This is a genomic window from Microbispora bryophytorum, assembly GCF_043197435.1.
In the GTDB taxonomy this organism is placed as follows: domain Bacteria; phylum Actinomycetota; class Actinomycetes; order Streptosporangiales; family Streptosporangiaceae; genus Microbispora; species Microbispora bryophytorum.
Genome location: NZ_JBICTF010000006.1, coordinates 681,263 through 707,078 on the forward strand (window position 1 = coordinate 681,263; position 25,816 = coordinate 707,078).

Annotated in this window: 18 protein-coding genes and 1 pseudogene; 10 read left to right on the forward strand and 9 right to left on the reverse strand. The window is 72.0% G+C overall.

Annotated elements, in window-relative coordinates:
- Positions 1-8: 8 nt before the first annotated feature.
- Together ACGFIB_RS23930 and ACGFIB_RS23935 are read left to right on the forward strand one after the other, a co-directional pair.
- On the forward strand, positions 9-2,708 hold the full coding sequence (locus ACGFIB_RS23930; protein ID WP_393374999.1) for a helix-turn-helix transcriptional regulator: 2,700 nt from the start codon (positions 9-11) through the stop codon (positions 2,706-2,708).
- 3 nt (positions 2,709-2,711) lie between these two features.
- The gene (locus ACGFIB_RS23935; protein ID WP_393375001.1) at positions 2,712-3,581 is read left to right on the forward strand and encodes an alpha/beta fold hydrolase; all 870 of its coding nucleotides are present in this window, start codon (positions 2,712-2,714) and stop codon (positions 3,579-3,581) included.
- A 340-nt stretch (positions 3,582-3,921) separates the two neighbouring features.
- Here the strand turns inward: ACGFIB_RS23935 and ACGFIB_RS23940 are convergent, their stop codons facing one another.
- The 3 genes from ACGFIB_RS23940 to glgP form a co-directional block, all read right to left on the reverse strand.
- Complete coding sequence (locus ACGFIB_RS23940) at positions 3,922-4,695, reverse strand: enoyl-CoA hydratase/isomerase family protein (protein WP_191054156.1); 774 nt, start codon at positions 4,693-4,695, stop codon at positions 3,922-3,924.
- Between the two features lie 22 nt (positions 4,696-4,717).
- Positions 4,718-5,776, reverse strand: coding sequence for a glycosyltransferase family 4 protein (locus tag ACGFIB_RS23945; RefSeq protein WP_357260629.1), 1,059 nt, complete (start codon positions 5,774-5,776; stop codon positions 4,718-4,720).
- A 65-nt stretch (positions 5,777-5,841) separates the two neighbouring features.
- Positions 5,842-8,439, reverse strand: coding sequence for an alpha-glucan family phosphorylase (glgP, locus tag ACGFIB_RS23950; protein WP_357246360.1), 2,598 nt, complete (start codon positions 8,437-8,439; stop codon positions 5,842-5,844).
- Positions 8,440-8,817: 378 nt separating this feature from the next.
- On the opposite strand from glgP, the gene ACGFIB_RS23955 reads away from it, so the two are divergent.
- From ACGFIB_RS23955 to glgB, 4 genes are read left to right on the forward strand one after another with little or no spacing between them, the layout of a single operon-like run.
- On the forward strand, positions 8,818-10,866 hold the full coding sequence (locus tag ACGFIB_RS23955; RefSeq protein ID WP_393375006.1) for an alpha-1,4-glucan--maltose-1-phosphate maltosyltransferase: 2,049 nt from the start codon (positions 8,818-8,820) through the stop codon (positions 10,864-10,866).
- A 31-nt stretch (positions 10,867-10,897) separates the two neighbouring features.
- Positions 10,898-12,694, forward strand: coding sequence for a maltose alpha-D-glucosyltransferase (gene treS, locus ACGFIB_RS23960; protein ID WP_357260626.1), 1,797 nt, complete (start codon positions 10,898-10,900; stop codon positions 12,692-12,694).
- Positions 12,691-14,040, forward strand: coding sequence for a maltokinase N-terminal cap-like domain-containing protein (locus ACGFIB_RS23965; protein WP_393375008.1), 1,350 nt, complete (start codon positions 12,691-12,693; stop codon positions 14,038-14,040). Before treS ends, ACGFIB_RS23965 begins: the two co-directional genes overlap by 4 nt.
- A gap of 47 nt (positions 14,041-14,087) precedes the next feature.
- Positions 14,088-16,325, forward strand: coding sequence for a 1,4-alpha-glucan branching protein GlgB (gene glgB / locus ACGFIB_RS23970; protein WP_393375011.1), 2,238 nt, complete (start codon positions 14,088-14,090; stop codon positions 16,323-16,325).
- Positions 16,326-16,490: 165 nt separating this feature from the next.
- Here glgB and ACGFIB_RS23975 read toward each other — a convergent pair whose 3' ends face one another.
- On the reverse strand, positions 16,491-17,105 hold the full coding sequence (locus ACGFIB_RS23975) for a TetR/AcrR family transcriptional regulator (protein WP_393375014.1): 615 nt from the start codon (positions 17,103-17,105) through the stop codon (positions 16,491-16,493).
- A gap of 50 nt (positions 17,106-17,155) precedes the next feature.
- On the opposite strand from ACGFIB_RS23975, the gene ACGFIB_RS23980 reads away from it, so the two are divergent.
- Positions 17,156-17,794 (forward strand): hemerythrin domain-containing protein, encoded by a 639-nt coding sequence (locus ACGFIB_RS23980; RefSeq protein WP_357246378.1) that lies wholly within the window; start codon positions 17,156-17,158, stop codon positions 17,792-17,794.
- Between the two features lie 100 nt (positions 17,795-17,894).
- Here ACGFIB_RS23980 and ACGFIB_RS23985 read toward each other — a convergent pair whose 3' ends face one another.
- Positions 17,895-18,878: an NAD(P)-dependent alcohol dehydrogenase gene (locus ACGFIB_RS23985; RefSeq protein WP_357260614.1), complete on the reverse strand. Its 984-nt coding sequence runs from the start codon at positions 18,876-18,878 to the stop codon at positions 17,895-17,897.
- A 110-nt stretch (positions 18,879-18,988) separates the two neighbouring features.
- On the reverse strand, positions 18,989-19,267 hold the full coding sequence (locus ACGFIB_RS23990; RefSeq protein ID WP_357261061.1) for a hypothetical protein: 279 nt from the start codon (positions 19,265-19,267) through the stop codon (positions 18,989-18,991).
- 13 nt (positions 19,268-19,280) lie between these two features.
- Between ACGFIB_RS23990 and ACGFIB_RS23995 the strand changes: the two genes are divergently transcribed.
- The gene (locus ACGFIB_RS23995) at positions 19,281-19,739 is read left to right on the forward strand and encodes a DUF2306 domain-containing protein (protein ID WP_393375097.1); all 459 of its coding nucleotides are present in this window, start codon (positions 19,281-19,283) and stop codon (positions 19,737-19,739) included.
- Between the two features lie 30 nt (positions 19,740-19,769).
- Here ACGFIB_RS23995 and ACGFIB_RS24000 read toward each other — a convergent pair.
- Positions 19,770-20,957: pseudogene (locus tag ACGFIB_RS24000) on the reverse strand (MFS transporter); the annotation flags it as partial.
- Between the two features lie 133 nt (positions 20,958-21,090).
- Here ACGFIB_RS24000 and ACGFIB_RS24005 point away from each other — a divergent pair.
- On the forward strand, positions 21,091-22,026 hold the full coding sequence (locus tag ACGFIB_RS24005) for a LysR family transcriptional regulator (protein ID WP_393375017.1): 936 nt from the start codon (positions 21,091-21,093) through the stop codon (positions 22,024-22,026).
- Positions 22,027-22,080: 54 nt separating this feature from the next.
- On the opposite strand, the gene ACGFIB_RS24010 is transcribed toward ACGFIB_RS24005, so the two are convergent.
- Positions 22,081-22,767, reverse strand: coding sequence for a response regulator (locus tag ACGFIB_RS24010; protein WP_393375020.1), 687 nt, complete (start codon positions 22,765-22,767; stop codon positions 22,081-22,083).
- Positions 22,764-23,903: a sensor histidine kinase gene (locus ACGFIB_RS24015; RefSeq protein WP_393375023.1), complete on the reverse strand. Its 1,140-nt coding sequence runs from the start codon at positions 23,901-23,903 to the stop codon at positions 22,764-22,766. Before ACGFIB_RS24015 ends, ACGFIB_RS24010 begins: the two co-directional genes overlap by 4 nt.
- Before the next feature lie 202 nt (positions 23,904-24,105).
- Here ACGFIB_RS24015 and ACGFIB_RS24020 point away from each other — a divergent pair, with 202 nt between their 5' ends.
- A complete protein-coding gene (locus ACGFIB_RS24020; protein WP_393375025.1) occupies positions 24,106-25,758 on the forward strand; it encodes a glycosyl hydrolase family 18 protein in 1,653 nt (550 codons plus the stop codon).
- The last annotated feature ends 58 nt before the right edge of the window (positions 25,759-25,816 follow it).

Here is a 25,816-nt window from a genome sequence, read left to right on the forward strand (position 1 = left end):
CTGCGGTTGTGCTCTACGGCAGATCGGCGGAAACGGCCGCGATCGACGACCTGATCGATCGGGCCGGGAAAGGTCACGGCGGCGCGCTCGTGCTGCGCGGCGAGGCCGGTGCCGGCAAGACGGCGCTACTCGACCTGGCGGCCTCCCGCGGCGGTCCCATGCGCGTGCTGCGGACCACGGGGGTCGAGGCGGAGGCCGACCTGGCGTTCGCCGCCCTGCACCAGTTGCTGCTGCCGGTGGCCGGGCTGCTCGACGCGCTGCCGGAACCGCAGGCCGAGGCCGTACGCGGTGCGCTCGGGCTGGCCCCCGCCGGTTCCGGCGACCGGTTCCTGCTGGCGGCCGGGGTGCTGTCGCTGCTGGCCGAGGCCGCCGCGCCGAACGGGCTGATCTGCGTGGTCGACGACCTCCAGTGGGTGGACCGGCCGTCGGCCGACGCCCTGCTGTTCACCGCCAGGCGGCTGCGCACCGAGCCGATCGCGATGCCGCTGGCCATACGCGGCGACGCGCCGGTGAAGGGCCTGCCCTCGCTGGAGATCGCCGGGCTGGCCGAACCGGCGGCCGCCGAACTGCTCGACGCCGGTTTCGCGCTCGCCCCGCCGGTCAGGCGCGACCTCGTGGCGCTGACCGGGGGCAATCCGCTGGCACTGCACGAGACGGCACGGCTGCTCACCGCCGCCCAGCGGGCCGGGCGGGAACCGTTGCCCGACCCCCTTCCCGGCGGGAGCCGGCTCTTCGGCGACCGGGTGGCCGCGCTGTCCCCGGGGGCGCGGCTGACCGCCCTGCTCGCGGCGGTCGAGAGCGATCTCGGCCTGGTGCTGCGGGCCGCCGAGCGGCTGGGCGCGGGCGATGCGACGCTGCCCGAGATCGAGTCCGCCGGGCTCGCGGGCGTGTCCGGGACGCACGTGCGGTTCCGCCATCCGCTGATCCGGTCGGCGGTGTACGAGGCGGCCTCCCCCGCCGCACGCCGCGAGGCGCACGCGGCGCTTGCCGAGGTGTCCGGCGGGGACCGGCGGGCCTGGCATCTGGCCGGGGCCGCGCTCGGCCAGGACGAACCGGTCGCCGCCGCGCTCGCGCTGGCCGCCGAACGGGCCCGCGACCGAGGCGGGTACGGCGCCGCCGCCACCGCCCTGACCAGGGCCGCCGAACTCACCCCAGAACCGCTCGTCCGCGCCGGGCGGCTCAAGGACGCCGCCGTGGCCGCATGGCTCGGCGGCCGTCCCGGCCAGGCGGAGTCCCTGCTGGCCGAGGCGCGCGAGCTCGCCGGGGCGGACCCCGCGCTGACCATGGAGATCGCCCGGCTACGCGGACGGTTCGAGCTGAACTCGGGCAACGCCGCCGAGGCCGTACGGATCCTCGCGGCGGGCGGCACCCTGGACATGCTGGCCGACGCCTCGGAGGCGGCGTCGTACGTGGGCGACACGGCGGCCATGATCGAGATCGGGCGGCGGGCGGCGGCCTTCCGCGAAGGGTTCCTGCGTGACGTGGTAGCCGGCATCGGCGCGACGCTCGCGGGCAGCGGCGGGCACGACCTGCTCAGGCGGGCGCTCGGCCGTACGGGTGAGCTGCGCGAGGCGGCCGAGTTCCTGTGGGCGACGGCGGCGGCCAGCCACCTGGGCGAGGTGGACCTGTCCTCCGAGCTGGCCGAGCGGGCCGGCCGCGTGGCCAGGGTCTCCGGGATGACCGGGCAGCTCCCCGTAGTGCTGGAGTTCGTCGCCACCGCGGAACGGCACGCCGGGCGCCTCGCCGAGAGCCGGGCCGTCTCGGAGGAGGGCCTGGAGCTGGCTCGCGAGGCCGGATACGCCAACACCGTGGCCGCGCACCTGGCCAACCTCGCGGCCGTGGCGGCCCTGCGCGGCGAGGAGGGGGCCTGCGCCCGGTATGCCGGGGAGGCGCTGGCCATCGCCGTCCCACACCGGGTTGGCCTGCGCGCCGGGCTCGCGGCGTACGCCCTGGCCATGCTCGACCTCTGCCTCGGCCGGTTCGCCGCCGCGCACGACAGGTTCACCGCGATCGTCGCCGCCGGCCCGGGAGCCGGTCATCCGACCGTGGTCTGGCGGAGCACGCCCGATCGGATCGAGGCCGCCGCCGGCGCGGGCGACGGCGACGCCGCCCTGGCGGCCCTGCAGGCGTACGAGCGTTGGTCGGCCCACGCGGGGACGGCCGAGTCCAGGGCGCTGCTCGCCCGGTGCCGCGGCCTGGTCCTGCCGGACGACCAGGCGGTCGAGGCGCTCGGCGAGGCCTCACGACTGCACGTCAACCCGTTCGAGGCGGCCAGAACGGGGCTGCTGCTGGGCGAGCGGCTGCGCCGTACGCACCGGCCGGGAGAGGCCAGGGCGCACCTGCGCGCGGCGTTCGAGACATTCCAGCGCGCGGGCGCAGCGCCCTGGGCACGGCGCGCGTACGGCGAGCTGCGCGCGGCGGGCGAGAGCGTCCACGCCGGGAAGGACGCACCGCCGGCTCCCGAGGTGGTGCCGGACGTGCGGGGCATGGCGCTGGACGCGCTCACCCCGCAGGAGCTGCGCATCGCCACCCTGGTGGCGGACGGCGCGACCAGCAAGGAGATCGCCGCCCGGCTGTTCCTCAGCCCTCGCACGGTCGAATACCACCTGTACAAGATCTATCCGAAGCTCGGCATCACCTCACGTACTGAGCTGGCGCGGCTAGTAGTTCTACGGAAGGCGCCGACGGCCCAGCACAGCATGCTTTAGTCCATGCCAAACATCTGGAGTGAAGAGTTCGGGGCCGCGGCCGACGCGCCGATCGTGCTGGTGATGGGTTCGATGTCGCAGGGGATCCTGTGGCCCGACGAGTTCGTGGGCCGGCTCGCCGCCGGCGGCCGGCGCGTCATCCGCTACGACCATCGCGACACCGGGATGTCCGACGTCGTCGACTTCGAGAAGGATCCGTACACATGGGACGACATCAAGGACGACGTGCTGCGGGTGATGGACGCGCACGGGCTGGACAGCGCGCATCTGGTCTGCCACTCGGCGGGCGGGCTGCTCGGGCAGCTGATCGCGGTGGAGGGGCCGGAGCGCGTGCGGACGCTCACCGTCATCGGCTCGTCGCCGCTCGGCGGCGGTGAGGGCGCGGTGCTCATGCGGGCGCTGATGGGCGAGCCGCAGCCCGAGGGCAGCCTGCCCGAGCCGACGCCGGAGTTCGTCGCGTTCTACCGCGAGCTGATCGCCGCGCCGCCGCCGCGCGACCGCCGCGAGCGGATCGAGCGCATGATCGCGGAGGACCGCGTGCTGCACGGCACCGGCCTGCCGTTCGACGAGGACGCCTCGCGCAGGCTCGCCGAACGCCTGTACGACCGGGCGCGGGACCTCGACGCGGCGGCCAACCACCGGCTGGCCGCGGCGGCGAAGCCGGATTTCGAGCCGGTGGGCGTCCTGCACCGGATCACGGCGCCCACCCTGGTCGTCGAGGGCACGCACGAGCCGGCCAAGCCGGGCCACGGCGCCCTCATCGCCGAGGGGATTCCCGGCGCCCGCCTGATGACGGTCGCGGGCATGGGTCACACCCTGCCGCCCGAGGTGCACGAGGAACTCGCCGGCGCCATCCTCGCCCACACGTCCTGACCCACCGGCACGACCCCGCCCATGGCGCGCCTCCGGCACGACCTGCCCACCGCGCACCTCCGGCACGACCTGCCCACCGCGCACCTCCGGCACGACCCATGGCGCGCCTCCGGCACGACCCTGCCCACCGCGCACCTCCGGCACGACCCATGGCGCACCTCCGGCACGACCCATGGCGCGCCTCCGGCACGACAGGCGCCCTTGCACTCTGCATGATCGCGAATGTGGTCCGCCCAGGTCAGCGAGGATGTCCGGCAAGTCACTCCAAGATCACGGAGATGGTCGCCGCAGGTCAGCGGGGACGGCTGCGACAAACTACAAGATCACGGGGGGTGGGGGGTTAGTGGCCCGTGAAATCGGGGCGGCGCTTCTCGGCGAAGGCCGTCATGCCCTCCCGGGCATCCTGGGTGGCGAACAGGCCGGAGAACTGGAGCCGCTCGATCTCCAGGCCGGTGTCGAGGTCGGTCTCGAGGCCGTGGTCGATCGCGAACTTGGCCGCCCGGACCGCGGCGACCGGCCCCTTGGCGAAGGTCGCGGCGAGTTCGAGCGCCGCGGTGTAGACCTCGCCGTCGGGCACCACGCGGTCGACCAGGCCGATGGCGAGCGCCTCGGCGGCGTCAACGTGCCGCCCGGTGAAGATCAGCTCCTTGGCTTTCGCGGGCCCGACGAGCCGGGGCAGGCGCTGGGTCCCGCCCGCGCCGGGGATGATCCCGAGGGTGATCTCCGGCTGGCCGAGCTTGGCGCTCTTTCCCGCCACCCGGAAGTCGGCGCACAGCGCGAGCTCGCAGCCGCCGCCCAGGGCGTACCCCGTGATCGCCGCGATCACCGGCTTGCCGATCCGGGCGACGGCGGTGAAGCAGTCCTGCAGGGTGCGCGAGTGCACGGCCATGTCGGCGTAGGACATGACCGCCATCTCCTTGACGTCGGCGCCGGCCGCGAAGACGCGTTCGCCGCCGTAGACGATGACCGCGTGCGTGCCCGGATCGGCGTCCACGAGTCGCGCGGCCTCCGCGATCTCCTCCTGGACCTGCCGGTTCAGCGCGTTCATCTTCGGCCGGTCGAGCCGGATCGTGGCGATGTGCTCGGAGATCTCCACCCTGACGAATTCACCCATGGCCCCCACGATAAGGGCGAGATCAGCGACCGAGCGGGAGAGGCCGCCGGGAGGCGGCCGGCGTCGCGGCCACGATGCCGTGGTAGACCCGCTCGTATCCCTCGACCATCACGGGCACGTCGAAGTGCCGGGCCACGCGGTCGCGCACCGCGTGCGGGTCGAGCGCGGAGACCGCCTCGATCGCGGCGGGAAGCTCGTCGGGCGTGTCGCGGACGTAGCCGGTCACCCCGTCCGCCACGATCTCGGGCACCGCGCCCCGCCGCAGCGCCACCACCGGCGTGCCGCAGGCCATCGCCTCGATCATGACCATGCCGAAGGGCTCGTCCCACAGCAGCGGGAGCACCAGGCACCGGGCCCGGGAGAACAGCTCGTTCTTGAGCGGGCCGTCGGCCTCCCCCAGGTATTCGGCGTCGGGCCCGAGCAGCGGCTCCACCCGCTCGCGGAAGTAGGCGTGCTCCGCCCGCTCGGCTCGCCTGCCGACCAGCAGGATGCGGCGCCCCGCCGCCCGCGCCGCCTCGATCGCGAGGTGGGCGCCCTTGTCCGGGCTGAGCCGTCCCAGCCACAGCACCCAGTCGTCCTTGCGCTCCAGGAACGGCCACGCCGCGACGTCCACCGCGTTGTGCACCCGCCCCACCCAGTTCAGGCCGGGCGCGGCGGCGCGCTGGGACGCGGAGATGGCCACCAGGGACACGTCCGCGCCGAGGCTCCGGTAGTAGTCCCCGAGCTCCCCGCTCACATCGTTGTGACAGGTGACGACCGTCGGCACGAGCCGCCCCGCGGCGGTGAGCGGCCCGGCCAGCGAGTGGTCGTGGACGACGTCCACGTCCAGGCCGCGCAGGAGGCGGGCCGCCTCGGCCGCGTGCACCACCTCGGGGAACGGCTCGCCGATCCGCGCCGAGGGCGGCTCGTCGTAGGTCCGCAGATCCACCTCGCGCCCGGCCCCGATGACGGTGACCCGGTGCCCTCGCGCCCGCAGACCGTGGACCAGGGCGGCGGTCACCGCCTCGATGCCGCCGTACGTGCGGGGCGGCACGTCGTACCACGGCGGGGCGACCATCGCGATGTGCAGGGCCTGTGCCATGGTGCTGGTCTACCCCTCTCACCTGCGAGGGAAGCGGGCGAGAGGGGTGACCGGGCCGGGCAGTCCTAGCGCAGGGTGCCGTTGGTCATGCCGACCGGCTCCTCCGGGACGGCGATGAGGCCGAGCTCCGCCGCCGACGCCATCAGCGGGTGGAACGGGACCACGCGCACGCTGTAGCCGAACGCGCCGGTGCGGTCCAGCGGCACGACGCCGGTGTAGTACGCCCGGCCGTCGTCGCCCGCCGAGTCGACCTTCAGCGTGACGTAGCCGGGTGACAGCAGCTCGTCGTGCGCGCCCACGCGGCCGTAGGCGGCCTGGACCTGGACGTCCTCGGGCGCCAGCTCGCCCAGGGCGATCGTGGCCCGCAGCTCCAGCCGGGCCCCCAGCTCGGGGGTGTCCCCCACGCCGGTCGCCTCGACGTGCTCGACCCGTACGCCCGGCCACGCCTTGACCACACGCAGCTTCCAGGCGGCGAACAGCCGGGCGTCGCCGTATCCGTCGGCCGCGAGCGACCGGGCGGAGGCCGCCGCCGGGGTGTACAGGTCGGTGACGTAGTCGTTCAGCATGCGCCCGGCGAGCACCTTCGGCCCGAGCGAGCCCAGCGTGTGCTTGACCATCTCCAGCCAACGCCGCGGCAGGCCGTCGGCCGCCCGGTCGTAGAAACGGTCGGCGACCTCACGCTCGATGAGGTCGTACAGCGCCGTGGCCTCCAGCTCGTCGCGGCGATCGGGGTCGTCCACGCCGTCGGCGCTGGGGATCGCCCAGCCGTTGTTGCCGTCGTACCACTCGTCCCACCATCCGTCGCGGATGGACAGGTTGAGGCCGCCGTTGAGCGCCGCCTTCATGCCGGACGTGCCGCACGCCTCCAGCGGGCGCAGCGGGTTGTTCATCCACACGTCGGAGCCCGTCACCATGAGCTGACCGAGCGCCATGTCGTAGTCGGGCAGGAAGACGATGCGGTGCCGCACGTCCTCGGAGTCGGCGAAGCGGACGATCTGCTGGATGAGCTTCTTGCCGCCCTCGTCGGCCGGGTGCGCCTTGCCCGCGATAACGATCTGCACCGGCTTGTCCGGGTCGAGCAGCAGCCTGCGGAGCCGGTCGGGATGGCAGAGCATGAGGGTCAGCCGCTTGTAGGAGGGCACCCGGCGGGCGAAGCCGATCGTCAGCACGTCCGGGTCGAGCGCCTCGTCCACCCAGCCCAGCTCGGCCTCGCTGGCGCCGCGCTGCCGCCACGACTTGCGCAGCCGCCGCCGCGCCTCCTCGACCAGGCGGGCGCGCAGCTTGGCGCGGATGCCCCAGATGTCGGCCTCGGAGAGCTTGTGCACGCTCTCCCAGCCCTGGGCCTTGTCGATCAGTGAGGGCAGTTCCCTGCCGGCGAGCTCCATCATCTCCCGGCCGACCCACGTGGGGGCGTGGACGCCGTTGGTGATCGAGCCGATCGGCACCTCTTCCACGTCGAAGCCCGGCCACAGGCCCTGGAACATCTCCCGGCTGACGTGGCCGTGCAGCTCGGACACGCCGTTGACCCGCTGGGCCAGCCGCATGCCCATGACGGCCATGTTGAAGACCGACCTGTCGGCCTCGGGGCCGTCCGGCTCGGCGCCGAGTTCGAGGATGCGGTCCACCGACACCGTCGGCCAGGCGTTGGACCCGCCGAACTGCCGGGCGATCATCTCGGCCGGGAACCGGTCGATGCCCGCGGGGACCGGCGTGTGCGTGGTGAACACGGTCCCGGCGCGTACGGCCTCCAGGGCCTCCTCGAACGACAGCCGGGCCTCGGTGAGCTCGCGGATGCGCTCAAGGCCGAGGAAGCCGGCGTGGCCCTCGTTGGTGTGGAACACCTCGGGGTCGGGGTGGCCGGTGATCCGGCAGTAGGCGCGGATGGCCCGCACGCCGCCGATGCCGAGCAGCAGTTCCTGCATCAGGCGGTGGTCGCCGCCTCCGCCGTACAGGCGGTCGGTCACGTCCCTGGCGACCGTGTCGTTCTCCGCGACGTCGGAGTCGAGCAGGAGCAGCGGCACCCGGCCGACCTGGGCCACCCAGATCTGGGCGTGCAGGGTGCGCCCCTCCGGCAGACCGATCTTGATGCGGGCCGGGGCGCCGTCCTCCTCCTTGAGCAGGGTGAGCGGCAGGCCGCCGGGGTCGAGGGAGGGGTAGTGCTCAAGCTGCCAGCCCTCGGCGGACAGCGACTGGGTGAAGTAGCCGTGCCGGTAGAGCAGGCCGACGCCGAGGATCGGCACGCCGAGGTCGCTGGCGGCCTTCAGGTGGTCGCCGGCCAGGATGCCGAGGCCGCCGGAATACTGCGGCAGCGCGGCGGAGATGCCGTACTCGGGCGAGAAGTAGCCGATCGCCTTCGGCGCGCCCTCCAGCGACTGGTACCACCTGGGGGCGGTCATGTACTCACGCAGGTCGTCGGCGGCGTCGGCCAGGCGGCGCAGGAAGCGCCGGTCCTGGGCGAGCTCGCGCAGCCTGTCGGCGTCGACCGCGCCGAGCAGCGCGACAGGGTCGTGATCGACACGGTCCCAGACCTCGGGATCCACCTCGGCGAACAGGTCCATGGTCTCGGGGTGCCACGACCATCGGAGATTCTCGACCAACTCGCTCAGGGGTGCGAGCTGTGAGGGAAGAACGGTTCGGACAGTGAACCTGCGGATAGCTCTCACGGGGCCAGACCCTAATTACTCAGCGCCACGACGCGCGACCGAATCAGACTTGTCGTACTGCGATGCCAGTTCTCGAACGCTCTCACCACCATCAGACTGGTTCAAACCTCACCAAAGTACCCTTGACCTGGTGATGTCAGCGCCGGACAGCGGTGACCGGCACGCAATGATCGATCTCCCGGAGACGCCGTCCCAAACACGGCGGCGGTCTTTCGTCCGGCAGGGGTAAGACTGGACTATTAGGGCAACCCCTCTAGGGACGAGGAAGGCCCGCCGCCAGCCGGATCCGGCCTCTCGTGCCGCCCGCCCGACCACAGCAGTTCCCGCCCCGCAAACCCCGGCGGCACCCGGTGTGCCGCCCCCGAGTACGAAGTGACGATGATCGGACGCATTCCCATCCAGGACATCCAGCCCGTCGTCGACTGCGGCCAGTGGCCCGCAAAGGCCGCCGCGGGAGAGACCTTCGAGATCGGCGCGACGGTGTTCCGCGAAGGGCACGACGCGGTCGCCGCCGGCGTGGTGCTGATCGACCCGGGCGGCACGCCGGGCCGGATGCTGCCCATGCGCGAGGTCGCGCCCGGCACCGACCGGTGGAGCGTGGAGGTGACGCTGCCCGCCGAGGGCCTCTGGCAGTTCCGCGTGGAGGCCTGGAGTGATCCGATCGCCACCTGGATACACGACGCGGGCATCAAGATCCCGCGCGATCTGGACGCCGACCTGATGTGCGAGGAGGGCGCCCGGCTGTTCGAGCGGGCGGCCAAGGGCGTGCGGGCGGCGGACTGCGCGGCGGCGGAGGCGGGCGGCGCCTGCGGGCACCGGGCCGCGCTGCTGGCCCTCGCGGCCCGCCTGCGGGACGAGGCGGTGGACCCCAGGGCGCGCTTCGCGGTGACCCAGCTGCCCGAGACGGCCGCGCTGATCGCCGCGCACCCGCTGCGCGACCTGCTCACCCGGTCGGGCCGCAACCGCGTGCGGGTGGACCGGCGGCGGGCGCTGTTCGGCTCCTGGTACGAGTTCTTCCCCCGCTCCGAGGGCGCCATGGTGGGGCAGGAGGGCGTCGCGCCCAAGCCGGGGACGTTCATGACGTCGGCCAAGCGGCTCCCGGCGATCGCCCAGATGGGCTTCGACGTGGTCTACCTGCCACCGATCCACCCGATCGGTACGCAGTTCCGCAAGGGCCGCAACAACACCCTGACCCCCGACCAGTACGACCCCGGGTCGCCCTGGGCCATCGGCGCGCAGGAGGGCGGGCACGACGCGATCCACCCCGACCTGGGCACGATCGAGGACTTCGACGAGTTCGTCGCCAAGGCGCGCGAGCTGGGCATGGAGGTCGCCCTCGACCTCGCGCTGCAGTGCTCCCCCGACCACCCCTGGGTCAAGGAACACCCGGAGTGGTTCAACATCCGGGCCGACGGCTCGATCGCGTACGCCGAGAACCCGCCGAAGAAATACCAGGACATCTACCCCCTGAACTTCGACAAGGACCCCGAGGGGATCTACGCGGAGATCAAGCGGGTGATCCGGCACTGGATGGACCACGGCGTGCGGATCTTCCGGGTGGACAACCCGCACACCAAGCCGGTCCGGTTCTGGGAGCGGCTGCTGTCCGACATCGGGGCGACCGACCCCGACGTGCTGTTCCTCGCCGAGGCGTTCACCCGCCCGCCCATGCTGCGCGCGCTCGCCAAGGTCGGGTTCCACCAGTCGTACACGTACTTCACCTGGCGCAACTCCAAGCCCGAGGTGGAGGAGTATCTGCGGGAGCTGTCCCACGAGACCTCGCACTACCTGCGGCCCAACCTGTTCGTCAACACGCCCGACATCCTGCACGAGTACCTCCAGCACGGGGGCATGCCGGCCTTCAAGATCCGGGCGGTCCTGGCCGCGCTGATGGCACCCACCTGGGGGGTCTACTCTGGGTATGAGCTGGCCGAGAACGTCCCCGTTCGCCCAGGCAGCGAGGAGTATCTCGACAGCGAGAAGTACCAGTACAGACCGCGCGACTGGGCCGGCGCGGAGCGTGAGGGCCGCAGCCTTGCCCCGTTCATTACCCAGCTCAATTTGTTGAGAAGAGCACACCCGGCGCTCCAGGAATTGCGTAACCTACGGTTTCACAACGTCGACCAGCCGAACGTGATCTGCTTCTCCAAGCGGCTGCCCGGCGCCTATGACACGGCCTCACGACGGCACGGACTAGGCGATGTCGTGCTGGCCGTCGTCAATCTGGATCCACACAACACACATGAGGCGACGGTTCGGCTCGACATGCCCGCCCTCGGTCTCGACTGGCATGCCGAGTTCGTCGTGGACGACCAACTGTCGGGCGAGTCGTACCGCTGGGGGCAGGCGAACTACGTGCGCCTCGACCCGCACGTCCATCCCGCACACATCCTCACGCTCCGCCACGGGTCAGCGCACCGCCCGTGAGCGCAGCTCGGCACATCCGGGGAGTCAAAAGGTGAGCTCGACGACACCTCAGCCCAGCCATGCCCAGCCCAGCCACACGCAGCCCAGCCATACCCAGCCCGTCCCGAACACCTTCACCGAAGAGGAACCACGGGACAAGTACTGGTACAAGCGGGCCGTCTTCTACGAGGTGCTGATCCGGGGCTTCGCCGACTCGAACGGCGACGGCACCGGCGACATCCGCGGCCTCATCGGCAAGCTGGACTACCTCCAGTGGCTCGGCATCGACTGCCTCTGGCTGCTCCCGCTGTACGAGTCCCCCCTCAAGGACGGCGGGTACGACATCTCCGACTACATGAAGATCCTTCCGGATTTCGGTGATCTGGGGGACTTCATCAGGCTGGTCGACGAGGCGCACAAGCGGGGCATCCGCGTCATCGCCGACCTGGTCATGAACCACACCAGCGACCAGCACCCGTGGTTCCAGGCGTCCCGCCACGACCCCGAGGGCCCGTACGGCGACTTCTACGTCTGGAGCGACACCGACGAGCAGTACAAGGACGCCCGGATCATCTTCATCGACACCGAGGCGTCCAACTGGACCTACGACCCGGTCCGCGGGCAGTACTACTGGCACCGGTTCTTCCACCACCAGCCGGACCTCAACTTCGAGAACCCGGCGGTGCAGGACGCGATGATGGAGGTCATCCGCTTCTGGCTCGACCTCGGCATCGACGGGTTCCGGCTCGACGCGATCCCCTACCTGTTCGAGCAGGAGGACACCAACTGCGAGAACCTGCCGGCGACCCACGCGTACCTGCAGCGGGTGCGGGCCGATGTCGACCGGATCTACCCCGACCGGGTGCTGCTGGCCGAGGCCAACCAGTGGCCGGCCGACGTGGTGGAGTACTTCGGCGACCCGGTCACCGGCGGCGACGAGTGCCACATGGCCTTCCACTTCCCGCTGATGCCGCGCATCTTCATGGCGGTGCGGCGGGAGTCGCGCTACCCGATCTCGGAGATCCTGGCCCAGACGCCGAAGATCCCCGAGAACTGCCAGTGGGGCATCTTCCTGCGCAACCACGACGAGCTCACGCTCGAGATGGTGACCGACGAAGAGCGCGACTACATGTACTCCGAGTACGCCAAGGACCCGCGCATGCGGGCCAACGTCGGCATCCGCCGCCGGCTGGCGACGCTCCTGGACAACGACCGCAACCAGATCGAGCTGTTCACCGCGCTGCTGCTCAGCCTGCCGGGCTCACCGGTGATGTACTACGGCGACGAGATCGGCATGGGCGACAACATCTGGCTCGGCGACCGGGACGGCGTCCGCACGCCGATGCAGTGGACGCCCGACCGCAACGCGGGCTTCTCCAGCTGCGACCCCGGCCGGCTCTACCTGCCGGTGATCATGGACCCGATCTACGGCTACCAGGCGATCAACGTCGAGGCGCAGCAGAAGAGCGCCAGCTCGCTCCTCCACTTCACCAAGCGGATGATCGAGATCCGCAAGCGTCACCCGGTGTTCGGCCTCGGTGAGTTCACCGAGCTGAACTCGTCCAACCCGAGTGTGCTCGCGTTCGTGCGCGAGCTGGGCGACGACCGGGTCCTGTGCGTCAACAACCTGTCGCGCTTCCCCCAGCCGGTCGAGCTCGACCTGCGCAGGTTCGAGGGATCCACGCCGGTCGAGTGCATGGGCGGAGTTCCTTTCCCGCCGATCGGTGAGCTTCCGTATCTTTTGACGCTCCCTGGGCATGGGTTCTATTGGTTCACACTGCCCGTCACGCATCGGCCGGACACCCAACGGACCGACACGCAACGGACGGCCGGCACGAAGGAGGAGTGACGACTTCACTTCAGGGACTCCTGGCCGGCTGGATCACCGGACAACGGTGGTTCGCCGGCAAGGGGCGCGCCATCGACGACCTGTCCATCGACTCCGAGATCGAGATCGCCTCCGGTGACCCGGCGCTGCTCCATCTGATCGTGTGCGTGCGGCAGGGGGAGCGCCGCACGCGCTACCAGATCCTGGTCGGGCTGCGCGAGCAGCTGCCCGACCGGCTCGCTCACGTCCGGATCGGCACCTGCCGCCGGGCCGGCCGTGAGGTCGAGGTGTACGACGCGCTGCACGACTCCGCCCTGACGGGGCACCTGCTGGAGGGGATGGCCGCCGGCCGCCGATTCGACGGCCTCGGCTTCCACCCCGCGCACGAGGTGCAGATCGACACCTCGCAACGCAGCCTCGTGCTGACCGCCGAGCAGTCGAACACCTCGCTGGTGTACGGCGACGCGTACATATTCAAGCTGTTCCGCCAGCTGAACCCAGGGGTCAACCCCGAGCTGGAGATCATTACGGCGCTCGCGGACGCGGGCTCGGCCCATGTGGCCAAGCCGTACGGCTGGATCGAGACCGAGCTCCAGGGCGAGCCGACCACCTTGGCGATCATGCAGGAGTACCTGCAGAACGCCAACGAGGGCTGGTCGATGGCGCTGACGAGCGTGCGCGACCTCTACGCGTGCCCCGAGGGCATGCCGGCGCAGGACGCCGGAGGCGACTTCGCCGCCGAGGCGCGGCGGCTCGGGCTGGCCACCGCACAGGTGCACCGCGAGCTCGCGCGGGCCTTCCCCACGGGGACGATCGAGCCGCCCGAGATCAAACGGATGACCGAGCGGTTCCGCCGCCGCCTGGACAGGGCGGTCAGCGAGGTGCCGGACCTCGGCGAGCACGCCGCCGTGGCCGCCGAGGCGTTCGACCGGCTGGCCGATCTCGGTCACGACATCCCGGTGCAACGGGTGCACGGCGACTACCACCTCGGCCAGGTCATGCGGACCATGACCGACTGGGTGGTGCTCGACTTCGAGGGCGAGCCGGGCCAGCCGCTGGCCGAGCGGCGGGCGCCCGACTCGCCGCTGCGCGACGTGGCGGGCATGCTGCGCTCGTTCGAATACGCCGCACGGCACCTGCTGGCCGGCCGCCCCGACGCCGAGAACCTGGAAAACCGGGCCGGGGAGTGGGCGGAGCGCAACCGGGCCGCGTTCCTGGCCGGCTACTCGGAGGGCGGCGGGCGCATCCGCGGCGACGACGCGGTGCTGCTGCGCGCGCTCGAACTGAGCAAGGCCGTGTACGAGGTCGTCTACGAGGCGCGCAACCGCCCCTCGTGGCTGCCCATCCCGCTCGCGGCTTTTCGCTGACAAGATCGGGGTGTTCGGAGGGGTACATCTAGGGCAGGTTGGGCGACATGGACTTGGACCGGCTGGCGGGGGGCGCTCACCACGACCCCCACTCCATATTGGGGGCCCATCCCGGGCCCGACGGCGTCACGATCAGGGCCCTGCGCCCTTTCGCCGAGAAGGTCGAGGTGCTGGCCGACGGGTCGGCGCACGAGATGAGCCATCTGGCGTTCGGGGTGTTCGAGGTGACGCTGCCCGGCGTCGACAAGGTCCCCGACTATCGTCTGCGCATCACCTATCCCGACGCGCCGTCGTACGAGACGGACGATCCGTACCGGCACTGGCCGACGCTGGGCGAGCTGGACCTCCACCTGATCGGTGAGGGCCGGCACGAGCGGCTGTGGGAGGTGCTCGGGGCGCGGGTGACACGCCACGAGGACGTGGACGGGACGGCCTTCTCGGTCTGGGCGCCGAACGCGCAGGGCGTGCGGGTGATCGGCGACTTCAACCACTGGAACGGGGCCGCCCACCCCATGCGCTCGCTCGGCCGGACGGGCGTGTGGGAGCTGTTCCTCCCGGAGATCGGCGAGGGCACGCGGTACAAGTTCCAGATCCTCGGCCTCGACGGGATCTGGCGGGAGAAGGCCGACCCGATGGCCCGCCGCACCGAGGTGCCCCCGGCGACCGCCAGCATCGTCGAGAGGTCCGCGTACGAGTGGCGCGACGAGGAGTGGATGGCCGCCCGGCCCTCCCGCGACGCCCTCGCTGAGCCGATGAGCACCTACGAGGTGCACCTGGGCTCGTGGCGGCCCGGCCTGTCCTACCGCGACCTCGCCCGCGAGCTGGTCGGCTATGTCACGGACATGGGGTTCACCCACGTGGAGTTCATGCCGGTCGCCGAGCACCCCTTCGGCGGCTCGTGGGGCTACCAGGTGACCTCCTACTACGCCCCGACCTCGCGATTCGGCTCCCCCGACGACTTCCGCCACCTCGTTGACGAGCTGCACCGCGCCGGCGTCGGCGTCGTCGTGGACTGGGTGCCGGCGCACTTCCCGATGGACGAGTGGGCGCTGGCCCGCTTCGACGGCACGCCGCTCTACGAGCACGCCGACCCCGCCCGCGGCACCCACCCCGACTGGGGCACCTACGTCTTCGACTTCGGCCGCAACGAGGTGCGCAACTTCCTCGTGGCCAACGCGCTCTACTGGCTCAAGGAGTTCCACGTCGACGGCCTGCGGGTGGACGCCGTGGCCTCGATGCTCTACCTCGACTACTCGCGGCGCGAGGGCGAGTGGACCCCCAACGTGCACGGCGGCAGGGAGAACCTCGACGCGATCGAGTTCCTCAAGGAGATGAACTCCGTCGTCTACCGCGAGGAGCCGGGCATCGTGACGATCGCGGAGGAGTCGACCGCCTGGCCCGGCGTGTCGCGGCCCGTCCACCTCGGCGGGCTCGGCTTCGGATTCAAATGGAACATGGGCTGGATGCACGACTCGCTCAGCTACATGTCCCGTGAGCCGGTCTACCGGCAGTATCACCACCACCAGGTGACGTTCTCCCTGATGTACGCCTTCTCGGAGAACTTCGTGCTGCCGCTGTCGCACGACGAGGTCGTCCACCTCAAGGGGTCGCTGCTGGGCAAGATGCCGGGCGACGAGTGGCAGCGCTTCGCCAACCTGCGCGCGCTGTACGGCTTCATGTGGGCCCACCCCGGCAAGCAGCTGCTGTTCATGGGCGGCGAGTTCGGCCAGGGGGCCGAGTGGTCGGAGGCGAACGGCCTCGACTGGTGGGTGCTGGACTTCGACTACCACCAGGGCGTACGCCGCCTGGTGAAGGACCTGAACCGCGTCTACCGGGACTCGCCCGCGCTGTACTCGCGCGACAACACCCACGAGGGCTTCCGCTGGATCGACGCCGACGACGCCCCGGGCAACGTGCTGTCGTTCCTGCGCTACGGCGCGGACGGCTCGGTGCTGGCCTGCGTCGCCAACTTCTCCGGCGCCCCGCACGACGACTACCACCTCGGCCTGCCCACCCCCGGGCGCTGGGAGGAGATCCTCAACACCGACGCGTACGAGTACGCCGGGAGCGGCGTCGGCAACATGGGCGCGGTCGAGTCGGTCGAGGAGCCGCGGCACGGGCTGCCCTGCTCGGCCCGGCTGCGCGTGCCGCCGCTCGGCGTCGTCTGGCTGCGGCCGGTGGAGAGCCCCACGGCCGTGAGCCCGGAGATGGAGGAGACGGCGGAGAAGCCGGAGGCCGCGGCGGGCGTCGAGCCCGAACCCGAGGGCCTGGTCGCCGAGCTCTGACGCTCGGCCTCTGACGCTCGGCCTCTGACGCTCGGCCTAAGTGGACGAGGCGGGCCCGGGAAAGGCCGGTCAGACCGTGCCGACCACCGCCGATTCGCGGCCCGCTCGGCCCGCTCGGGCCGAGCGGCCGTTCGCGCGGCCGGATCGCGCGGCGGGAGGTGAGGCTCACGGCTCTTTCAGCAGCGCCTCCTTGGCCGAGGCGGCGAGCCATCTCTCCGCGCGTTCGAAGTCCCAGCCGCGTTCGCCGACGAGAAGGAACCAGGAGCGCTGCCCCAGGTAGAACCAGAGGACGTCGAGGGCCGAGGCGCGGTCCAGTTCAGGACGGAGAGCGTCCAGCTTCACCAGCCGGTCGGCCACCACGGCGAGCGCGTTCAGATATTCGCCGTTGGCCTTCTCGGTCACCTCGACGCCGGACGCCTCTCCCAGACCGCCGTGGAGCAGCCCGAACAGGACGTCCCAGTGCCGTTCGTGGGTGGCGCGGGTGCCGGCCGCGGTGATGTCGACGATCTCACGGGGATCCGTCGCCGCGACCGCCGCCTCGAGGGTGTCGGTAACGCGCCGGTCGTGCACCGCCGGGGCCAGGATCTCCGCCAGGATGGCCGCCTTGCCGCCCGCGCTGCTGTACACCGTCTGCACCGCCACCTGCGCCGCTTTGGCGATCTGCGACACCGTCACGGCGGTGTACCCGTGCGCGGTGAAGAGGTCCCGGGCGGCGCCGACGATGGCACGGCGGGTGTCGGCGGCGGCGTCGGCGCGACGCGGAGAGTGATACCTGTTCACCCCGCAATAGTAGAAGTGTCTGTTGACTGGAGCTGCCTCTAATCAATAGTGTGCCGGTCGTGCAAAATTCAACTAATGAGCCCGTAGCGGTCATCGAAACCCGCCTCGCCCACGACACCCACCGCGCCGCCTCGGCACTGCTGGCCGACGCCGCCGAGCGGCCCTCGGTCCCCGGCGCGGCCCTCACCGAGCTGCGCGACTTCCTGGTGGCCAACCTGCACCACCACCACGAGAGCGAAGACCGGGAGCTGTGGCCCCTGGTCATCGCCGCCTCCTCGGAGCGCGCCGGGGGACTGGCCGCGCTCAGCACCGAGCACGAGGAGCTCGACGCGGCCCTCGACGCCCTCGGTTCCATGCCGGTCGAGGACGGCGCCGGCCGGGACGCCCTGGCGAAGGCCGCGAGCGCGGTGCGTGACATCGTTGATCGCCACCTCGCCCATGAGGAGCCCCTCCTGTTCCCGGCGCTGCGCGAGATGTCCCCCGAGACGTGGGACGCGTTCTCCGAGCAGGTGATCGCCACCACCCCGCCCGTCGGCGCCCACCTCATGGTCGGCTTCCTTGACCAGGTCGGCACCGCGGAGGAGGTCGAGATCCTGTTGTCCCGGCTGCCCGGGCCGCTCCAGCAGTTCGTGCCGCAGATGCGCCTTCAGGCGAAGGAGACCTTCGCCGCCCTCGCCCCCGGGAAGTGACGGGCGCCTCTCCCCTGTGTGATGACGCGGCGGCAGTATCGGGTGCCTGCCGCCGCTCGGCGTCGTCTGGCTGCGGCCGGTGGAGGGCCCGACGGGCGGCTCATACCGTGACGACGACCTTTCCGGGGGCGTGCCCCTGCTCCACGTACGCGACGGCCGCCGGGATCTCGCCGAACGAATAACTGCGGTGGACCACCGGGGTGACCTTGCCGTCCTCGATGAGTTCGGTCAGCCGCATCAGGTCGCCCCGGATGTTCCCGGCGCCGACCACCTGGGTCATGACCACGCGCTGGGACACGAACGGCGACACCGCGAGCGTCGCGAGAGTGTGGCCGACGGGTTGCAGCCACCGTCCGGCCGGCCCGCCGACGACGACGTGCGTCCCCCGGGGCTTCAGCACCCGCGCGCAGGCCCGCAGCGAGCGGGTGCCCGCGATGTCGAGCAGCAGGTCATGGCGCGGCCCGCGCCGGGTGAAGTCCTCCTTCGTGTAGTCGACGACCTCGTCCGCGCCGATCGACCGCACCAGGTCGGCGTTCCGCCCGCTGCACACACCGGTGACCTCGGCGCCGAACGCCTTGGCGAGCTGCACGGCGAACGTCCCCACACCGCCCGAGGCCCCGTTCACGAGAACGGCGTGGCCCGCCTGGACCCCTCCCTGGTCGAGCGCCATCAGCGCGGTGACGGCCGCCAGCGGCACCGCGGCCGCCTGCTCGAACGACAGGTTCTCCGGCTTGCGGGCCAGCGCGCTCTCCGGCACGCACACGTACTCGGCGAAGCCGCCCTGGGTGAGCAGCGCGAACACCTCGTCGCCCGGGCGGAACCCCGTGACTCCCGCGCCGACCGCCTCGACCTGTCCCGCGACGTCGGCGCCCAGGATGCCGATTCGCGGCCCGCGCGGGCCGAGCGTGCCGCCCATCAGCCGCGCGGCGTACGGCTCGCCTCGCATGTGGTGCCAGTCGTACGGCTGGACGGAGGTGGCGCGCACCCGGACCAGCACCTCGCCGGGGCCGGGCACGGGGGTGCCGACGTCGGTGAGCTCCAGGACGTCGGGGGGACCGTACGAGCGCAGGACGTAGGCCTTCATGGGATTCTCCTCGTCACCTCGGCGGTGGGGAGTGCCAGCGTAAGAAGCGCGGCGCGCAGGGCGTATCAGCCGAAAGTACGCCCGATCGGCAGCCGATCGGGCGGGGCGGATCAGGCCGTTCCGCCGATGAACCGCCGCCCCCTCGGGGGCCACGATCGGCGCATGACCGAATCGACACAACGGCCCACGCTCGCGCGGAGCGGCGCGTCGGGCCGCAACCGCAGGGCGGGGTGGCTCGTGCCCGCCGCGCTGATCGCGCTCAGCGCCGTCCCGGCGATCGCCGGCTCCACCCGGCTGGGGCAACTGGCCGGCGGCGGGCCGATCACCCAGGACAGCGTCAGGTATTTCGCGACGCCCGCGCCCGTCGTCGCGCACATCGTCTCCGTCACCCTCTTCAGCGTCCTGGGGGCCCTCCAGTTCGCCCACGGACTACGCCGCCGCAGGCCCGCCTGGCATCGCGCCGCCGGGCGGCTCGTGGTTCCGTCCGGCCTCGTCAGCGCGTTCTCAGGTCTGTGGATGACGTTGTTCTATCCCCACCTGGCCAACGACAGCGCCCTCCTCGTGGGCCTGCGGCTGGTGTTCGGCACCCTCATGATCGTGTCTCTCGTCCTGGGCTTCGCGGCGATCCGGCGCCGGGACGTCGCCCGTCACCGCGCGTGGATGACGCGGGGCTACGCGATCGGCATGGGCGCGGGCACCCAGTTGCTGACCGTCGGTCCCTGGATGGCGCTGGCCGGCGAGCCCGGCCCGCTCCCCCGGGCGCTGCTGATGGGCGCCGGGTGGGTGATCAACCTCGTCGTCGCGGAGTGGGCCGTCCGCAGAGGCCCCACGCTTCCGGCTCCGTCCCGAGGGGCGAGGTGAGCGGCTCATACTCGCCGCGGCATGCCGGGGAAGCAGCAGCGGGGTCGCCAGCAGGAGCACGCCGGCCAGGCCGATGGCCGTACGCGGGCCGAGCAGGCCGCCCAGCACGCCCCAGACGGCCGTCAGGAGCGCGGTCGAGGCCTTGGTCGTCACCGTCCAGGCGGACAGTGTGCGGGCGATCCGGCCGGTCGCGGTGCGTCCGAGGCGGTAGGTCGCGCAGACGGGGTTGAAGACCCCGCAGCAGAAGATGAGCCCGAGCTCGACGCCCATCACCAGCAGCAGCCCTCCGGTGCCCGGCCCCACGAAGGCCAGGCCGACGAGCCAGAGCGCGCGCAGCGCCCCGGAAACGACCAGGACCCGGTGCTGCCCGAACCGGGTGACGAGCGGCCGGGCCAGCCGCGCACCCAGCAGCCCGCCGATCGAGGGCGCGGCGAAGGCGAGGCCGTACTGCCACGGCGCGAACCCGAGCCGGCCGAGCATCAGGACGGCCAGCAGCGCGTCGGCGGCCATCACCAGGCCGTTGAACACGGCGGTGTTGAAGAACAGCGGACGCAGCGTCGCGTCGGCGAGGATGTACCGCCAGCCGTCCAGCAGGTCCCCGGCCCGCGGGCGCGCGGCCTCCCCCCGCTCGGGCCGCGGCTCCCGGCCGCCCGTCGCGCGGATACCCACGGCCGACAGCAGGTAGCTGACGGCGTCGGCCACCACCGTCGCCACCGGGCCGAGGAGCCCGATCAGGGCACCGCCCAGCGGAGGTCCGACGATCGTGGTCGTCCAGGCCGTGGACTCGAATCGGGCGTTGGCGACCAGCAGATGCTCGGCCGGCACCAGCGTCTTCAGGTAGGCGCCGGAGGCCGCGCGGAAGGTGATGTCGGCCGCCGCGGCGACGACCGAGACCAACAGGAGCTGGACGAAGGAGAGCGCGCCGAGCGCGAACGCGGCGGGGATCGTCAGCAGCGCCGCGAACCGCGCCAGGTCCGTCCCGATCAGCACCGGCCGCTTGCGGCGGAACTCCACCCACGGGCCCAGCGGCACCGCCACGGCCGCGCCCACCGCGGCCCCCACGGAGGCCAGCGCCGCGACCTCCGCCGGCCCGGCGTGCAGCACCTGGACCGCGATCAGCGGGAACGCGCCGAAGGCGAGCCACGTGCCGAGCGCGCTGGTCCCGTACGCTGCCCAGAGCCACCCGAACCGCCGCCCCAACCGGTGCCCGTTCCGCATGTCCGGCGCCCCTCGTCCCTCACTCGCACAACCGATTCGCGATCGGAAGCATCAAAGCGAGCACTATGGCCAGGCATCAAACAACGCGAGGCCGCCCGGCCACAACCAACGGTTGTATCCCTAGGGTGTCCGCATGGACCTCGACACCGTCCGGACCTTCGTCGCCGCCGCCGACGCGGGGCAGTTCCAGGAGGCCGCCGCCGATCTGGCGGTCACCCAGCAGGCCGTCTCCAAGCGCATCGCCGCGCTGGAGCGCGACCTCGGTGTGCGGCTGTTCACCCGCACCCCGCGCGGCGCCGAGCTCACCATCGACGGGCAGGCGTTCCTGCCCCACGCCCGCGAGCTCCTGCGCGCCGCCGACCGGGCTGTCGCGTCCGTGCGCGCCGGCAGCCGTGCGCTGCGCGTCGACGTCCTCAACTCGCGCGGCGGGCCGTCGGGCCTCATGCGCGGCTTCCACCGCGCGCACCCCGAGATCGACCTCGACGTGGTGATGCTGTTCGAAATCGAGCGGGCCGTCGCCGCCATCCGGTCCGGTGCGATCGACGCGTCCTTCCGCGCCGTCGCCGTGCCCGGCCGGCCCCTTCCCGAGGACATCGAGGCCGTCCGGGTGCTCGACGAGGCGCTCCAGCTCCTCACCGGCCCCGCCCACGCGCTGGCGTCCGCCCGGTCGGTGACGCTCGCCCAACTCGCCGGGCACCGGATCTGGATGCCCAGCATCGTCCCCGGCACCGAGTGGGCCGCCTACTACGACGACCTCTACGCCGAGTTCGGCCTCACCATCGAGGCGACCGGCCCCAACTTCGGCTCCGACGCGCTCCTCGACACCATCGCCGACACCCCGGCCCTGGCCACCTTCATGGGCGCGCAGACCCGCCTCGTCTGGCCCGCCGGACACGGCCTGCGCCGCATCCCGGTCACCGACCCCGTGCCCGTCTATCCGCACTCGCTCCTGTGGCACCGCGACAACCCCCACCCCGCGCTGGCCACCCTCCGCGCCCACCTCGCCGCCGCGGCGGGAGGCCACGACGCCGCCGGGACCTGGGCGCCGGGCTGGGCGATCTCGCGCTGAACGCCGCGGTCTCGCGCGGAACGCCGCCGCCTCGCGCCGGAGCCGGGCCCCCGGTCAGCTCCTGACCCGGCCGGTCTCGTAGGCCCAGATGGCGATCTCCACGCGGTTGCGGGCGCCGAGCTTGGCCATGAGGCTGGCGATGTGGGTCTTGACCGTGCTGAGCGAGATGTGCAGCTCGGCGGAGATCTCCACGTTGGTCCGGCCGCGCGCCACGGCGGCGAGGATCTGCTCCTCCCGGTAGGTGAGCGCCTCGATGGGCCGCGCCGCCGACGCGGCGGGACCGGTGCGGGCGAAGGCCCCGAGCAGCCGCGCGGTGACGCTCGGGGCGATGAGCGCGTCGCCGCCGGCGGCGGCGTGCACGGCCTGCGCGAGCATGTCGGCGCCGGCGTTCTTCAACAGGAACCCCCGGGCCCCCGCTCTCAGCGCCGCGTAGACGTACTCGTCGAGGTCGAACGTGGTGATGACGACGACGGCGAGGGGGTCGGCGACGTCCGGTCCGGCGAGGGACCGGGTCGCCTCGATGCCGTCCGTTCCCGGCATGCGGATGTCGAACAGGCACACGTCGGGGCGCAGCCGCCGCGCGAGCTCGACGGCCCGCCGCCCGTCGGGGGCCGTGGCCACGACCTCGATGTCCGGCTGAGCGTCGAGGATCATGGAGAGCCCGGTGCGGACGATCTCCTGGTCGTCGGCGATCAGCACCCGGACGCCGTGCCCGCCGGCTCGCTCGCTCCGCTCGCTCATGCGGCCCCGGCCCGGGGAAGCACTGCGGTCACCGTCCACCCCCGATCGCGGTCCGGGCCGGCCACGCACGTGCCGCCGAGCAGGTTCGCGCGCTCGCTCATGCCGATGATCCCGTATCCCGGCGGCGCGCCGGGACGGGTGGAGCCCCCGTCGCCGTCGTCGCGCACGCACAGGCGCACCGCCGTCTCGTCGGCGGCGACGCGCACCTCGACCCTGGTGGCGCGACGCGCGTGCCGTACGGCGTTGGTCACCGCCTCCTGGGCGATGCGGTAGACCGCCGACTGGACCGACGGCGACAGGCCGTCCAGGTCGCCCGACATCTCCACCTCGACCGCCGGGTGGTGGGAGCCGCCCCGGCTCGCGAGCCGTTCGAGCTCGGCGATGCGCCGGCCGGGGGTCAGCTCCGCCGGCCGGTCACGGCGCAGGACGCGGACGATGGCGCGCATCTCGTCGAGAGCCCGTGCCGCCTCGGACTCGATCACGCGGAGGGCCTCGGCCGCGGCGTCCGGCCGCGACGCCGCCGTGGCGAGCCCCGCCTGTGCGCGGATGGCCATGGCGGAGACGTGGTGCGCGACCGTGTCGTGCAGGTCGCGGGCGAGCTGCTCGCGCATCAGCAGCTTGACCTGGTCCAGCTCGCGCATCCTCGCCCCGGCCCGATAGCGGAAGACGCCGCCCAGGCTGGTGGTCGCGAGCATGACGGCGAACGGCCCGACCACGTCGGGCAGGGCGGCGTGATTGACGAGCACGGACAGACCGGCGGCGACGAGCATGATCCCCGAGCCGGTCACGATCTCCCCGCCCGACCCCCACCGGAACAGCGCGTACGGCAGGATCAGCATGTATCCCAGCGTGTACACGTCGAGGGTCGCGCCGGTCGCGAGGACCGGGATCACATCCGTCGCGACGAAGCAGATCGCGAGCATCGCCAGCGGCCGGGTCCGCCGCCACAGCAGGGTGGGGACCAGCCCGGCGGCGACGGCGACCTCGAGAAGCCGCCACGGAAGGTCCGGCCGCAGCACCCCTTCGAGCACCGCGAGCGGCACGAGCACCCCGACGAGCGCCCAGTCCCGCCACACGCGTACAGGTGCATCGGGGGGACGGGGCTCGGACCACACGGAGCGGACGAAGCCGTGCACCGAATCATGGTACGAGAGCCGGCGCCCGCCGCGCCGCCCCCGTGTGGAGACTGTCCTGTCGCCCCGACCCGGGGCGACCTTAGCGGAGGCTTAAACGACGATTAGAGGGCGACGAGGGCGTTGACCCCTTGGCGGTCCGTGCTTACTCTCCTGACTAATAGGAAACTTTCCTGTCCTTTACCCCCCAAGAGCAGGAGCTCCGTTGCGAAAGATCCTCCTAGGGTCAGTGATCGCGGGCGCCGCGTTACTCGCCCCGCTCGCGCTCGGAACCGCGACCGCCGCCACCCCCGCCACCGCCGCCTACACCGTCGACTCCGACTGGGGCTCCGGCTTCCAGGGCAAGTTCACCGTGAAAGCCGGGTCGGACGCCCTGCCGAGCTGGACCGTCGAGGTCGACATGCCCTCGGGCGCGACGATCAGCTCGGCCTGGGACGCCACCATGACCAGGAGCGGCAACCACTACACGTTCAAGAACCCCTCCTGGAGCGTCGGCCTCGCGGCGGGCGCGTCGGCGAGCTTCGGCTTCATCGGAGCGCCCGGCGGCTCGACCCCGCTGAACTGCACGCTGAACGGCGCGCCCTGCACCGGCGGGCCGACCGCCTCCCCCTCGGCCAGCCCGAGTAAGAGCCCGAGCCCCAGCCCGTCCGCCTCGCCCTCGGCCTCGCCGTCCGCGTCCCCCTCGGCGTCTCCCTCGGCGTCGCCCTCGGCGAGCCCGAGCACGCCCCCGCCGCCCGGCGGCAAGAAGGTGCTGGGCTACTTCGCCGAGTGGGGCGTCTACGGCCGGCAGTATTTCGTGAAGAACATCGTGAGCAGCGGCTCGGCCGCCAAGCTCACCCACATCAACTTCGCCTTCGGCAACGTGACCAACGGCCAGTGCGCGATCGGCGACTCCTACGCCGACTACGACATGGCCTACACCACGGCCAACAGCGTGGACGGCAAGGCCGACACCTGGGACAACCCCAACGCGCTGCGCGGCGCGTTCAACCAGCTGCGCAAGCTCAAGGCGATGTACCCGAACATCAAGGTCCTCTACTCCTTCGGCGGCTGGACCTGGTCGGGCGGCTTCGGGCAGGCGGCGGCCAACCCCACCGCGTTCGCGAACTCCTGCTACAACCTGGTCGAGGACCCACGCTGGGCGGACGTGTTCGACGGCATCGACATCGACTGGGAGTACCCGAACGCCTGCGGCCTGAGCTGTGACAGCAGCGGCCCGGCGGCGTTCAAGAACCTGATGGCGGCCCTGCGGGCCAGGTTCGGCTCCAACTACCTCGTCACCGCCGCGATCACCGCGGACGGCACGAGCGGCGGCAAGATCGACGCCGCCGACTACGGCGGTGCGGCGCAGTACCTCGACTGGTACAACGTCATGACCTACGACTACTTCGGCGCCTTCGCCGCGCAGGGCCCGACGGCGCCGCATTCGCCGCTCACCTCCTACTCCGGCATCCCCACCGCCGGGTTCTACTCCGACGCGGCCATCCAGAAGCTCAAGAGCAAGGGCGTGCCGGCGAGCAAGCTCCTGCTGGGCATCGGCTTCTACGGCCGCGGCTGGACCGGCGTCACCCAGAGCGCGCCCGGCGGCACCGCCACCGGCGCCGCGCCCGGCACGTACGAGGCGGGCATCGAGGACTACAAGGTCCTCAAGACGAGCTGCCCGGCCACCGGCACGGTCGCCGGCACCGCCTACGCCAAGTGCGGCTCGAACTGGTGGAGCTACGACACCCCCGCCACGATCGGCGGCAAGATGACCTACGCCAAGAACCAGGGTCTCGGCGGGGCCTTCTTCTGGGAGTTCAGCGGCGACACCTCCAACGGTGAGCTGATCACGGCCATGGCCGGCGGCCTCAGGTGACGCGGCCCGACGGACCCAAGTAACCGCTTCGACCCGATCGGGGCCCCCACGCGTCTCG

Excerpts from the sequence above, each read along its gene's own strand:
- ACGFIB_RS24010 (WP_393375020.1), bottom strand. The coding sequence starts at position 22,767 with ATGAGCGAGCGGAGCGAGCGAGCCGGCGGGCACGGCGTCCGGGTGCTG.
- ACGFIB_RS23935 (WP_393375001.1), top strand. The coding sequence starts at position 2,712 with ATGCCAAACATCTGGAGTGAAGAGTTCGGGGCCGCGGCCGACGCGCCG.
- ACGFIB_RS23955 (WP_393375006.1), top strand. The coding sequence starts at position 8,818 with ATGATCGGACGCATTCCCATCCAGGACATCCAGCCCGTCGTCGACTGC.
- glgB (WP_393375011.1), top strand. The coding sequence starts at position 14,088 with ATGGACTTGGACCGGCTGGCGGGGGGCGCTCACCACGACCCCCACTCC.
- ACGFIB_RS23940 (WP_191054156.1), bottom strand. The coding sequence starts at position 4,695 with ATGGGTGAATTCGTCAGGGTGGAGATCTCCGAGCACATCGCCACGATC.
- ACGFIB_RS23985 (WP_357260614.1), bottom strand. The coding sequence starts at position 18,878 with ATGAAGGCCTACGTCCTGCGCTCGTACGGTCCCCCCGACGTCCTGGAG.
- ACGFIB_RS24005 (WP_393375017.1), top strand. The coding sequence starts at position 21,091 with ATGGACCTCGACACCGTCCGGACCTTCGTCGCCGCCGCCGACGCGGGG.
- ACGFIB_RS23945 (WP_357260629.1), bottom strand. The coding sequence starts at position 5,776 with ATGGCACAGGCCCTGCACATCGCGATGGTCGCCCCGCCGTGGTACGAC.